The following is a 13,537-nucleotide window of genomic DNA, read 5'->3' as shown; positions in this document are numbered from 1 at the left end:
AATTTACTAATAATTTCTAAGCTTTCAATAGTTATTGAAACTATCGTCTAATAGGGCGGACAGGCAATTCCCCGATCCTTTTTTTCTCCTGTAACCCGTTTACCAGGCCGTATACTAAGCGCTATATAACCACCCCCATTTGCCATACTGTTTTTTCCGAACAGATTGCCCAGGTTATGGAACCCCAGCAAAAGCGGCCCGGCTTTAATAGCCCCACCTACCCAAAACTGGTTCTGCGAATTGAACAAAAAGGGCATGTAAACGCCCCATTTTCTCGTTTCGTAGCGCGGGGTAACCCGAAGGAAATTGAGGTTCCTTACATAGAGCCGCTGATCACCCAATAAACCAACCAGGTTAATGTTCAATTCTGCATTCACATAAAATGCACTGGTAATAAACCGGTCTGCATTCAATACAAGGCGGGTAGGTGCCCATATCCTGAAATCTCCCTGCAAAGCAGCGGCATCAAATACTGCATCTACCGAATCTGAAAAGGCTTCGATAGAAGAAAAACCGTCCACAAATGCATTGTTTAACCGGGTACCATTTAATCCGCTTACCGGTATTGCGCCCCTCCTGCTATTGCTGCTGTACCGGTAAAAAGCATATCCAAGATCCAGCACAGAAGCCCCCAGCTTCCAATCATAATCGTAATACGCTTCTTCATCCTCCATATACCCCGGCTCGCTAGCGGGTTTGATCAGCAATTCAAGGCCAGCATCCAGCGATAAGCCCATTCTTGTAGTCAACAGAAGCTCCCGAAGATTTTCCGTTGCGCTTCGACTATCCTCCCATCGGTCAAAGTTGGAGGAATAGCCATAGGCAAATTGCCCTTCGCGTAAACTATACTGGGGTTCTCCGTTAACAATGGTACGATCTCTGTACATGCCGGTAATATCTGCCCGCCCCCCTGCTATGCCCCTATTTACTTTGGCCGTTGCCCCCGCATTGAGCCTGTAACCCGGTTCATAAATGATCGTACGGCCGATCGAACCATACAGTTCAATCCAACTACTGGTTCTCATACGGGCTTCCAGCGGAGTATTTCCCGGATTAAGCGCAAATAGTTCATTGACCGTTTCAATGCTGTCGTTGAAATTATAGGCAGCTGTGCTGATATGGGCAAAGGAGCGCAGGTTGGCACCAAAAGCAATACCTGTTTTTTTTCCCCAGGCAAAGCGGGTATTCAGTAGGTTCAGGTTCAGTTGCTCATTGCCTTTTCGGGCATAATTGCCATTTGATACAAAAAATTTTGATTGAGTTGGACTGGAAAGCAGGGAATAATCCACCACTTTTATGGCATTGGTCTGGTATTTCGCCTGTACACCTACCAGGGTAATATCCCAGGGGTAGGGCGTATTTACGATAGAAGCAGGATTATTATGTACCCCCAGTGCACCTGCATAGTTGGAGCCGGCTACAGCATGAAAATCCTGCGCATTCACACTGCCGGCGATACCTGCCAGCAGGCATACAAGCATCCATTTTTTCATAGTAACGGCCCTCATTTTCATACAAAATTTTCTCCGTGGGTTTTCCCTATCAACCAGCTGGTTAACCCAGGCAATTTGTTTCCTGCGAAAATAAGCCCTTTTGACAACCACGGATCACCAAAAAAAGACTGTATGATCCGCCCTGTCCGTAACCTGCCTGCAAATTCCTGTTTCCATCTTTTAGTATAAACGGCTTCCATTTCCTGCCGCGAGCAGTGGCCTTCCAAAAAAGGAACGGCGGCCTGAACGGCGAGTAAACTTCCATGCAAGGCCATACTCATACCATTCCCACAAAGGGGCGAAATAAGGCCAGCAGCATCCCCAACCAGTAACATATGTTCTTCTACCTGTGTTTTTGACGCAAATGAAACCTGCGAAATACTTACCGGCTCCTGGCGTACCCGTTTTGCCTCCCGGAAAATTTTTTCTAAAAATGGGTTACCCGATAAAATGCTCTGCTCCATCTGCCCGATGGAATTATTGCTCATACCCAGGTTATTGGCATTGGTTAAATAACAAAGACAATACTGGTTATTTTCGATGCGGCTTATGCCGCAATACCCCCCCTTGAAATTGTGCAATGAAATCAGATCCTCCGGGTCATCCCATTCTATATGGTATTTAACGCCCAGAAAATTATTCAGCTTGCGGGGCTTTTCGCGCACAAAGGACCTGTTCAGTTTCAGATCCAGTAAGGAGCGTTTTCCAAAACATCCCAATACAAGCCGCGACTTAATAACCGTACCGGGTAACCGAATCTGCATCCAGCCATTTTCATACCAGACTTCCTGCACTTTCATTCCTTCCCAAACCGTTGCCCCGGCAGCTTTTGCCTGGGCTGCCAGCAAGGAATCCAGCCAGTAACGGCTTATTCCGAACCCTCCGGGGTCAAGTGGCTGAACCAAACAGGTTCCATCGGGTGCACTTACCCGGAGTCTTCTTATCACCGGCAGCGAGAGCCCCGAAACAGGAATACCTAGTTTTTCAAGGAATGGCCGGCTTTCTTCGCTTATATATTCACCACATACCCGGTGAAAAGGGTAATAGTTTTTTTCAATCAGCAATGTTTTATAGCCTTTCTCCGCCAGTTGAATGGCAGCAGCCAAACCGGCCAGCCCCCCTCCCGGCACCACTACATCATAGCGCGTGTTATCTGTCATGCAGGGACTTTTTAACTACAATTAACCAGCGGAAAGCCCAGCGCCAGCGTATAGTTGCCACCGGAATTTCGGCCTGTTGCAATAAGTTGTTCCATTCCGATCTTCGAAATCCTCGTTTTACAGATAAAGGCGCATCGTGTTTTACGAGGCGCGAACGGGAAAACAATCCGGTAAGAACCCGGATACTGTAATATGCGATCGGATACGATGAAGATCATTGATAAAAAAACCGCGCTTGCAATGCTGATACATCCATTTTAATTGCATCACCAACTCTTCGTCGGTGAAATGATGACAAAACAGGGAAGAAAATAAAATATCCACGGGCTCGTTCAACCGAAGCATACGGTAATCCGCTACCTGGTAGGATGCTGCGGGAAATTCCTTTTCCGCAAAACTTATACAGGCAGGATTTATATCCACCCCCATCAGCCTTAATTTAATGGTAGTGGTCAGGCTCCAGTTCCTGATTGCTTTTAAATTATCCCCTCCGCCACAACCTATTTCCAACACGGTAAGCGGCGAACCGCTATGGCCTTTTATTAAACGGCGCAATCCTGAACGGGTAATTGCATGTCCGCCAAGCCAGGAATTGATGGTATTCAACTCTTTCATATTACGTTGAATTTCCTCAAAAGGCATGGTGGGATCATCCAGTAGTTCTTTTTCAGTGCTTCGTTTATTCATCTGCGGCTGGAATTTCTAGAAAACAGGTTTCCATCGTCAGGCCCGGGCCAAATGCCGCCGCCAGTACCTTGCCTTTTTTACCTGCTTCGATGATTCGTTTTAATACAAACAACACGGAGGGGGAAGACATATTTCCAAACTCACGCAGCACTGCTTCGGCTGATTCCAGCGCCTGCTCTTCCAGTTGCAGCGATTGTTGAACGGCTTCCAGGATACGCTTACCCCCCGGGTGAATACACCAGGAATCGATCTGGTGAAGCCCCAACTGATAGTGTTGCATTGCCCGCTCCAGTAGCGGCTTAAAATCAGTGGATATCAATTCGGGAATATAACCACTGAGGGTCATAAGAAATCCGGTAGAGGATAGTTCCCAGCTCATATCTCTTTTACCCTTAGGTACAACCTCGGCATAAAATCCGCGCAAAGAAGCTATTTTTTTACTGGTTGATCCGGCACCCAATAACACTGCTGCAGCTCCGTCTCCAAAAAGAAGGGAGGCCGTGATATTATCTGCAGTAGGTACTTTTTGAAAATGAAGGGTGCAAAGTTCGGTACAAACCATCAACACCTTTGCGGTTGGGTCAGCTTTACAGATACTATCTGCCTGCTTTAATGCATGCAATGCCGCATAACAGCCCATAAAGTTAATAGAAGAGCGATGCAATTGGCGGGGCAGTTCCATCATTTCCATCACCTGCAGATCGAGTCCGGGTGCGCTCATACCAGTGCAACTGACGGTTATAAGATGGGTAATTGCTGGCCTTTCGGGGCCATAATGCTGGAGGCAATCACGAATAGCATCAACCGAAAGTGCAGCGGCATATTTCTGGAACCAACTCATCCGGAACTCCAGGTTAGGAAATGGCTCAAGAGACTCTTCGGGCGGGTAAAACTTCCACTCCCGCATTGGCTTGCTGTAATCGGGGATGAAAGAATAGCGATACGCTATCCCACTGTGTTTATAAAGAAACCGGAGTTTTCTTTCTTCCGTGGCATCCAGCGCATATACCCGCTGCATGAACGTCAGGATATCTTTCTGCGCATGCCTGTAAGTAGGCAGGGCGGTTCCTATAGCTAGTATATCAGTCAAAGAATTTCCAAATTAAAAGTGATCCAAATGCAGCAATTGATCCGATAGCAGAAATGGTATTCATTTTCATAAGATACTGGAAACTGGCTTTGGAGGGATTTTTCCATACAGCGATAGCCCACCCTACAAAGTATACAAGTACAGGAAAAAAACAACTGAGAACTACAAAAAACCGGGACAGCTCCAGTTGCAAACCAAAATGCAGCCCCAATACCAGGAAAGCCAACGTAAATAACAAGGCCGACAGGATAAAAGTTCCCCGGATTCCTACCAGCATACTAATCGTTTTTACTCCATCCGCGGCATCTTCTTTATGCTGGTAGACCTGCGTCAGCGGGTAAGCACCTGCCAGCAATAAGCTACTGGCCAGCACCCCGGTAAAAGGAACCGATGTACGTAAAGCAGCATGCGTGGCATGATAGGTGAGCCAGAAAATAAGCCCTCCCTGGCAGGTAATGACCACTAAAAATCCTATTATCGGGTATTTTTTCAGCCTTGTAACCCGGCTGCTATAGGCCCTGGAGGCCAGTATATAGAGGCAAATGGCCAATACTGACCAGCCAGATAAAAAAAAGGAAAGACCAATTGCCAATAGATCCATTACAATGGTAAGATAAAGTAACTGTTGGGTGGGCATTGGCGGGTGCTCCAGCCCTCCTACGGGCGTTTGATCCTGATCTATATAACTGTTATAACCATTGCTGGCCGGATAAACTAAAAAATGCAGGATAAAAAATAATAGCCCGGCTTTTGCCCAATTGGTATGCAGCGGCTGACTAAGTCCGAAAAGAAAAACCGGTGCTAAAAAAACAGAAAATGGAAACCGGAGTAGTTGTATGGTTGATTTTTTAATAATCATATTCCCGTCGGAACATATTCATCCGCAAGCCTAAACTGAATATAGTACTATTTCTGGTGAGGCTGGCATCATCGGGCACATCCAGTTTCCGCAGCATGAGGCTACCATCCAGGAATAGGTTTTCCTTAAGCTCATACCCCACCCATAAAGAGGCATTAATGCCGGTGGAAGCCCTTCCCTCCCCGATCTGCCATCCATAATCAAAAGGTCTTGTGGTATACAGGCGCCCGATCCTGCTACCGAAATTAATTCCGGCTGAATCCAAGCCCTGCTTCCAGGCAATCAGTTTTCCCTGCAGCGTTAATTTGGGATGTGGTTGATACCGGGCAATTCCCACAAATTCAACAAAATTGGCACCCCGGGGATGGGCCAACGGTTGGTTATAATGCATATAACTACCCACGGAATCGCGGAAACTATAGGTAAAGGGGCGCACAATATTAAGCTCACCCTGGATATCAAGGTTTTTGATACCAGCTACATCTACATATTTTCCGCCCAATTGCAAGCCATATTTATTACCCCACCACCCATTTCCACCCTTTATTTCACTCAATTTAAATTCATCGAAAAGCAGTTGACCGTATAATTGAATTCGTTTAGCAATGTTGGCCTTCAGATCAAGCCCAACGTTGGCATTATCCGGGCTTCCATTCTGTTGCTCAATGGAACGGTAGAAAATGATAGGGTTGAGATAACTGAAGTCAAAGCGGTTGGCTCTGCCGAATACTACCGATTCAAAGAAGCCGATATTCAGCCAACGGGTAGCCTGCCAGCTCAGGTGGTGCATGGTTACGTATTTTTTATCCAGCAGGTTATCCCCCCGGCGTATATGGGATGGATTCAGCTCCATAAAAAGGTTCTGATAATTCAGCTTCCATATCCTGGTATTAATCTTCAGGAAGAGATTATTATTCCCAAAATCACTCAGGAACATGCTGCGGTAGCCATTCCCGATAAAATTCCGGTCGTAGCCAAACTGCATATTAATATAATCGGTCACATTAAAGAAAACAGAGCCCCGGGCATCAAAATAATCAAAGGCAGTTGATTTAAAGGTTTTATAATAACCCGCCCCCGGTACCGCGCGATTGTCACGGATAAAATCCTTCACAAAGGACGGGGGCCGCTCCTGGTTATCGGTGAGGTAAAAATCAAAGCCAATTCGTTTGGCAATCATTCCCCTGCCACGTGCCCCTTTTGTATTCTGAAAAAGGGATTCGCTGTTGTCCGATTCTTTCATGACCGTGAATTGGACCACCGGATTAATGCTCAGGAAAAAGTCCTTTACATCTACCAGGGCAAAATCAGAGGGCTGGTTATAAAAGGTTTTAAACAGGGCTTTTTTACTCTGAAAAGAGCTTTTATCGCCCGTTACCCATTCCGAGTTATTCATTAGGGCGCTGTGCAGATTAGACTGGTCTACCCGGCTTAATTGTTCCGCGGGCAGTGTTTCCAGGAACCGCACCCAACCTCTCCGGTCAAATGGCTTCAGGTGTTGAAAGGAAAGCGCACTATCGCGATACATTATTTCCATCCGGTCCATTAATGGCTGGTGCTTATACCCCTGCGGTAATAAGGTAGACTGGGAAAAACCCAAAACAGGGAAACTTAAGCAGGCAGTGTACAGCAGTCTTTTTATAACTTGCATCAATTGGTTGTTTAACAGGAATGAAGTACTAATATGCAAAAATATCTCATAAAGAACACGCAAATTGTCAACGAAGGAACCGTTTATTCTGCAGATATTCTGCTTTCAGGCGGACGAATTGAGAAAATCAATAGCCAAATCAGTGCCACAAACGGTGCTATTGAAATAAACGGGGAAGGAAAATATTTATTACCCGGTGTTATTGATGACCAGGTGCATTTCAGAGAGCCAGGATTAACCCATAAAGCCAGTATTTATACCGAATCCAGGGCAGCTGTTGCAGGCGGAGTTACCAGTTTTATGGAAATGCCCAATACCCAGCCACCCGTATTTACCCAGGACCTGCTGGAAAACAAATATGCGATCGGAGCAGCCAGCTCCCTGGCCAACTATTCTTTTTTCATGGGCACTTCCAATGACAACCTGGAAGAGGTATTGCGCACCAATGATAAAAAAGACCGGGTTTGTGGTATAAAAATATTTATGGGATCGTCCACAGGTGGGTTGCTGGTAGACAATCCCTTATCGCTTGAACATATTTTTGAGGGTACTGAGTTACTGATAGCTACCCATTGTGAAGACGAGCGGATTATCAAAAAAAATCTGGAAGCCGCTAAAGCCAGCGGCCGCCCTCTTACAGCCGCCGATCACCCAATTATCCGGAACGAAGAAGCCTGTTTCGAGTCTTCCTTTTACGCAATTCAGTTAGCCAAAAAATTTAACAGCAGGCTGCATATTCTTCATATCTCAACCCAACGGGAGCTGCAACTATTTGGCAATATGCTGCCCCTTGAACAAAAAAGAATTACCTCAGAAGTCTGCGTTCATCACCTGCATTTTACCAGCAATGATTATGACAGACTGGGCAACCTGATTAAATGTAACCCGGCAATCAAAGCGCCTGATAACAAGGCCGCCCTTTGGCAGGCCTTATTGGACGACCGGTTAGACATTATTGCAACGGATCATGCACCCCATACCTGGGCAGAAAAACAGGAAGACTATCTCCATGCGCACGCAGGTTTGCCCTTGGTTCAGCACTCGCTTCCCTTGATGTTGAAATATGTAAAAGACGGAGCTATCCGATTGGAGAAAGTAGTAGAAAAGATGAGTCATGCACCTGCTATCTGCTTCCAGCTCAGGAATCGGGGCTTTATCCGCGAAGGTTATTTCGCGGACCTTGTGCTGATTGATCCGGATCTTCCGCAAACGGTTTCCAAAGACAACATTTTTTACAAATGCGGCTGGAGCCCGATGGAAGGCATGGTATTACCCAGTTCGGTTACCCACACATTCGTAAACGGCCACCTGGTTTATGGAAACGGGCAGTTTGATGAATCTCAAAAAGGCGCACGTTTGGAATTCGACCGGTAAAACACCCGGATTTCGTAAATTAACAGCCTATGGATATAGATAAAATTTCCTTACTGGATCTCAATATATTTCACCCGGAAGAGGAATTTTCTATTTTCCACCGGCTAAATTTCACCCGTACCGTTGAAGGGAAAGAATGGCTCCGCATGCGTTTCCAGGATCCCTTTAACGACCTTAAATCCATTGAGCAAACCCAACAGATCCTGCAGGTTATCCTGGAAGAACTGCCCAACTGGCCCGAAGATATTACCAACGGAACCCTGATGGTAATGGAAAAATTTTTCAGTACCCAGCTAGACAGTATTCCGCAGGACAGCAGTTGGATCAATGCTTATTTTTATAAACTATTTCATAGCCCGGATTATGCCATTATCCGGTTCAGCGTTCAGCATTTTGGCGATTTTATACGAGGAATCCGGAAAATAAGCCAGTTGTTCCAGGGTAAAACGATTCCACCCAACCTGGTAGCGCTCCTGGCAAGAGCTACCTACCTGATAGACGATATCCACCTCCAAAACCTATCCGATCTGCAGAAGGGAACCGAGCTCAGTCCCAAGCAGGTGCTGTATTTCGGGCATTATATCCGTAACCGCTTTAAAAATGCCACCACTGAGCTGATCGAAATTTACGGGAAGCTGGATGGTTGGTACGGAATGGCAGCAGCCATGCAGCATTTTCAATTAAAGTTTCCGGTTTTTGAGGCTTCCGAACAGCCTTTTATCGAAGCACGCGGATTATACCATGTGCTGCTGGCTAAACCGGTCGATTATAACCTGCATCTTGACCAGCAACACAATTTTCTTTTTTTAACCGGTGCCAATATGGCCGGAAAAAGCACATTTATCAAATCGGTTGGCGCAGCTGTTTACCTGGCCCATCTTGGCATGGGCGTTCCAGCCGATTACTTACGTTTATCATTATTCGAAGGCATACTCAGCAATATTAACCTTACGGATAATATTGTTAAGGGAGAAAGCTATTTCTTCAACGAGGTACAACGCATAAAAAACACCATTCTGAAAATAAATGATGGCAGAAAATGGCTGGTACTGATTGATGAGTTATTCAAAGGCACCAATGTACAGGATGCCATGAAATGTTCTTCTACCGTAATTGAAGGCTTGATCAAAATCAATCATTCTCTCTTTATTTTATCTACACATCTTTATGAGATCGGCCAGGGATTAAAAGTGTTTCCCAATATCATATTTCGTTATTTCGAAACGGAAGTAACCAATGAGCAGTTAACCTTTAGCTACCAGTTAAAGGAAGGAATCAGTAATGACCGCCTGGGATACCTTATTCTTAAGCGGGAAAAAGTAGTAGAATTACTGGAGCAAATCCCCCACCAGAATGGGCTAAAGAACGGTTGATCAACGCTACCCCCTGGCCTAACTTGCCTGCATGTTAGTGAAAACTTTTGGCAGCGCAGTTAGCGGCGTAGATGCCATTACCATATCAATTGAAGTAAATGTAACTATCGGCACGCATACCTTCCTGGTAGGGCTGCCGGATAATGCTGTTAAAGAAAGCATGCTACGGGTAGAAAGCGCCATCAAAGCCATCGGTTTTTTTATGCCGCGTACAAAGGTCATAATTAATATGGCACCGGCAGATATCCGTAAAACAGGAACGGCCTTTGATCTTCCCATAGCCATTGGCATTCTGGCAGCCACCGATCAGCTTCTGCATCTGGAAGCCTTACAGCATTGGGTACTTTGTGGAGAACTGGGGCTGGATGGCAGCATTCAAACCATTCGGGGCGCCCTGCCCATGGCTATCACCGCACGTAAAGAAGGGTTTCATGGAATTATGCTGCCTCTACAGAATGCCAACGAAGCGGCTGTAGTAGAAAGCCTGCCGGTGATCGGTGTAGGCAGTTTGCTGGAAGTAGTTCAACTTCTGGAAGAACCGGGAAATGCAATACCCCTTCCTGCCAACCAGGAGAATTGGTTCAATAAGCCCAAAGCTTACAAAGAGGGCGATTTTTCAGATGTAAAGGGACAGGAAACTATAAAACGAGCCATGGAAATTGCAGCGGCAGGCGGGCATAACCTGATACTGGTTGGTCCGCCTGGTGCTGGCAAAACCATGTTAGCCCGACGATTACCCACTATCCTGCCGCCTTTAACGGTTGAGGAGGCATTGGAAACAACCAGGATCCATAGTGTTGCCGGCAAGCTGAATAGCCAGCATTCCCTGATCTGTGAGCGCCCTTTCCGCCAACCCCACCATACCATTTCTTATATGGCCATGGCTGGGGGCGGCAGCAACCCGCTGCCTGGTGAACTATCCCTGGCACATAACGGCGTTCTTTTTCTGGATGAACTTCCTGAATTTAACCGGTCAGTACTGGAAGTTATGCGGCAGCCCATGGAAGAAAGAAAACTAACCATTTCCAGGGCTAAATTAAGCGTGGAATTTCCGGCGGCTTTTATGCTGGTGGCCTCGATGAACCCCTGCCCCTGTGGGTACTACAATCATCCTGATAAAGACTGCACCTGTTTGCCGGGTACCGTCCAAAAATACCTGCAAAAAATCTCCGGACCATTGCTTGACCGTATTGATCTGCAAATTGAAGTTACACCGGTGCCTTTTCAGCAACTAAGCGGCAGTGTTGCCGGTGAACTATCGGAACAGATCCGTAAACGAGTAGTGAATGCCCGCAAAATCCAGGAAGAGCGGCTGCGCACCCAGCCAGGAATCTACTGCAATGCACAATTAAGCAGCGCCTTGATGAAACAGCATTGCGTATTGAACCAAGCAGCCCGGGAATTGTTAAGAACTGCCATGGAACGATTAAAACTATCCGCCCGTGCCTATGACCGCATCCTAAAAATGAGCCGAACCATTGCAGACCTTGCGCAAACAGATCAGATAATGCCGGAACATATTGCCGAAGCTATCCAGTACAGAAGCCTGGATCGGGATAATTGGGGCTGGAAATAGGGATTGTCTTAATTTAGTGTTCTACCATTATTTCATATGAAACTACTTTTACAGTATCTCAAACCATATAAATGGCTTGTGTTGCTCACCCTTTTATTAGCTTCCATAAACAGCGGCTTTTCCTTACTGGACCCTATTATATTCGGGAAAATTACCAAGGCAGCTTTTACCTTTAAAGAATATGAAAGCTGGGGCAGCTTTGCCCAAAGTATCGGCTGGCTGTTGCTGGCGTCTATTAGTGTGGCAATGGTAAGCCGTATAGCAAAAGCTTTCCAGGATTACTTCTTTAATGTAATTACCCAAAAATTCGGTGCCAAGGTATTTACCGATGGGCTGCAACACGCCATGAAATTACCCTTTCATGAATTTGAAGATCAGCGAAGTGGTGAAACCCTCAGCATACTGCAGAAAGTGGAAACAGATACTGAAAAATTTATTTCCAATTTTATCAATGTACTGTTTGGTGTTTTTGTAGGGATATTGTTTGTATCTATCTACGCATTCACTATTCATTGGTCGCTGCCACTTACTTATTTCGGGGGCATCCTGTTATTAACCCTGCTAACCAATGCATTGAGTAAACGCATCAAAAGCATTCAAAAGAACATTGTTGCCCAAACCACTTCACTGGCGGGTAGTACTACAGAGTCGTTGCGTAATATTGAACTGATAAAAAGTCTTGGCTTAACCGATCAGGAAGTTAAGCGGCTTAATAAAAACACATATAAAATACTGGGACTTGAACTCACCAAGGTAAAACGCATCCGCAGCCTGAGTTTTGTGCAGGGCACGTTTGTAAACACCCTTCGCCAGGCCATTCTTTTTATACTTATGTGGCTGATATATCGTGAACACATGGCTCCCGAACAACTGGTTACCATGCAGTTTTTTTCATTTTTTATTTTCGGCCCCTTACAGGATATCGGCAACATCATAATTTCATACCGCGAAGCGGAAGCCTCCTTGAATAATTTTAAGACCCTTCTGCAGAAAAAACCGGAGCCCCGCCCCTTACATCCGGTATTATTGGAAGATATCGGGCAGCTTCGTTTTGACAATGTGCATTTTAAGCACCGAACCGCACAGCAGCATGCTTTACAGGGCATCAGCTTTGAAGTAAGTAAAGGACAAACCATTGCATTTGTCGGGCCCTCGGGTTCCGGAAAAACCACCCTGGTAAAATTACTGGTAGGTTTATACAGGCCACAGCAAGGCAGTATTTCTTATAACGGCATTAATGAAAACGAGGTCGACTATGATGAACTACGTAAACAAATAGGATTCGTTACCCAGGATACACAATTGTTTGCAGGAACGATCCGCGAAAATCTTTTATTTGTTAAACCAGGCGCATCCGATGATGAGTTGCTGGATGCGCTTTATAAGGCCAGCTGCCATACCCTTCTAAAAAAAGCAGAGAAAGGATTAGATACCTTAATCGGAGAAAGCGGCTTAAAATTAAGTGGCGGAGAAAAGCAACGTTTATCTATTGCACGCTCCTTGTTAAGACAACCCAAATTGCTGATTTTTGATGAAGCAACCTCCGCCCTTGATTCACTAACAGAAGAAGAAATCACTACTACCATCCGAACCATTTCGGCCCTTCGCTCACAGATTACCGTTTTAATTGCACACCGGCTAAGCACCATTATGCACGCCGATAAAATATACGTACTGGAACGGGGAGAAATAGCAGAGACCGGTACCCATCAGCAATTACTGGAAGATAAAGGTCTCTACTATGCAATGTGGCGGCAACAGATCGGTGAACGAAAACCAATAGCTGCACAGCCCGTTATTGAACCTTTGCAGTAAAATTCAGGTCAATATCGGTTTCGCCCTTGGTTACAGCATCACCTGCCGCTTTACTACCGGGTTTATGCTTTAATACCACCCGTACGGTGCCAGTTGACGCCGCCCCGGTTTCCCAGGTGCTGTTTAAGCCTACTGGTAGGTTTTTACTATCTACATCGGTACGGGTAATTGAAATATTAGCGCCCGCTGGAAGCAGAAAAAATTCATGATCATCGGCTTCCTCTTCAATTTCGTCCGTAATATTTTCAACCGGACTAACGCTTTCATTCAATAATGAAATAGAGCAGGTATAGTCAGCATTCGGTTTTAGTACTATTTCATCAAAACTGGTGGGCGGATTGCCGCCTTCCCCATCAGTATCGCGAAAAACCACGTTAAAAGCATCGGTTGTACCAATTTCCTGGAAACTTAAAACAACGGTCGTTATCAGTTCTTCTTCATTACCCGGATTTTCCTTGT

At 45.7% G+C, this 13,537-nt stretch carries 11 protein-coding genes; 4 read left to right on the top strand and 7 right to left on the bottom strand.

Features of this window, described 5'->3' with window-relative positions; translation table 11 throughout:
* Positions 1-47: 47 nt before the first annotated feature.
* From A1D16_RS01060 to A1D16_RS01035, 6 genes are all read right to left on the bottom strand, one after another.
* Positions 48-1,493 (bottom strand): DUF5723 family protein, encoded by a 1,446-nt coding sequence (locus A1D16_RS01060; RefSeq protein ID WP_290706873.1) that lies wholly within the window; start codon positions 1,491-1,493, stop codon positions 48-50.
* A gap of 17 nt (positions 1,494-1,510) precedes the next feature.
* The gene (locus tag A1D16_RS01055) at positions 1,511-2,653 is read right to left on the bottom strand and encodes an FAD-dependent monooxygenase (protein ID WP_290706872.1); all 1,143 of its coding nucleotides are present in this window, start codon (positions 2,651-2,653) and stop codon (positions 1,511-1,513) included.
* 141 nt (positions 2,654-2,794) lie between these two features.
* The gene (locus A1D16_RS01050) at positions 2,795-3,340 is read right to left on the bottom strand and encodes a methyltransferase domain-containing protein (RefSeq protein ID WP_290706870.1); all 546 of its coding nucleotides are present in this window, start codon (positions 3,338-3,340) and stop codon (positions 2,795-2,797) included.
* The gene (locus tag A1D16_RS01045; protein WP_290706868.1) at positions 3,333-4,430 is read right to left on the bottom strand and encodes a type III polyketide synthase; all 1,098 of its coding nucleotides are present in this window, start codon (positions 4,428-4,430) and stop codon (positions 3,333-3,335) included. Before A1D16_RS01045 ends, A1D16_RS01050 begins: the two co-directional genes overlap by 8 nt.
* On the bottom strand, positions 4,423-5,289 hold the full coding sequence (locus A1D16_RS01040; RefSeq protein WP_290706866.1) for a UbiA family prenyltransferase: 867 nt from the start codon (positions 5,287-5,289) through the stop codon (positions 4,423-4,425). The genes A1D16_RS01045 and A1D16_RS01040 overlap by 8 nt, the downstream gene beginning before the upstream one ends.
* Positions 5,279-6,940 carry a hypothetical protein gene (locus A1D16_RS01035; protein WP_290706864.1) on the bottom strand — a complete coding sequence of 554 codons (1,662 nt, stop codon included), beginning with the start codon at positions 6,938-6,940 and terminating at the stop codon, positions 5,279-5,281. Before A1D16_RS01035 ends, A1D16_RS01040 begins: the two co-directional genes overlap by 11 nt.
* 33 nt (positions 6,941-6,973) lie before the next feature.
* Here A1D16_RS01035 and A1D16_RS01030 point away from each other — a divergent pair, with 33 nt between their 5' ends.
* The 4 genes from A1D16_RS01030 to A1D16_RS01015 are packed head-to-tail and all read left to right on the top strand — an operon-like array spanning position 6,974 to position 13,078.
* A complete protein-coding gene (locus A1D16_RS01030) occupies positions 6,974-8,314 on the top strand; it encodes a dihydroorotase (protein WP_290706862.1) in 1,341 nt (446 codons plus the stop codon).
* Positions 8,315-8,343: 29 nt separating this feature from the next.
* Positions 8,344-9,687 carry a DNA mismatch repair protein MutS gene (locus A1D16_RS01025; protein WP_290706860.1) on the top strand — a complete coding sequence of 448 codons (1,344 nt, stop codon included), beginning with the start codon at positions 8,344-8,346 and terminating at the stop codon, positions 9,685-9,687.
* 31 nt (positions 9,688-9,718) lie between these two features.
* Positions 9,719-11,263 carry a YifB family Mg chelatase-like AAA ATPase gene (locus A1D16_RS01020; RefSeq protein WP_290706858.1) on the top strand — a complete coding sequence of 515 codons (1,545 nt, stop codon included), beginning with the start codon at positions 9,719-9,721 and terminating at the stop codon, positions 11,261-11,263.
* A 36-nt stretch (positions 11,264-11,299) separates the two neighbouring features.
* The gene (locus tag A1D16_RS01015; protein WP_290706856.1) at positions 11,300-13,078 is read left to right on the top strand and encodes an ABC transporter ATP-binding protein; all 1,779 of its coding nucleotides are present in this window, start codon (positions 11,300-11,302) and stop codon (positions 13,076-13,078) included.
* On the opposite strand, the gene A1D16_RS01010 is transcribed toward A1D16_RS01015, so the two are convergent.
* Positions 13,059-13,537 (bottom strand): hypothetical protein (locus tag A1D16_RS01010; protein WP_290706854.1); only part of this gene is annotated, 479 nt, incomplete at its 5' end. The genes A1D16_RS01015 and A1D16_RS01010 overlap by 20 nt on opposite strands.

Origin of the sequence: Flavihumibacter sp. CACIAM 22H1 (assembly GCF_001601815.1) — a bacterium.
Classification (GTDB): domain Bacteria; phylum Bacteroidota; class Bacteroidia; order Chitinophagales; family Chitinophagaceae; genus Flavihumibacter.
This window is presented reverse-complemented; position numbering and strand designations above follow the sequence as displayed.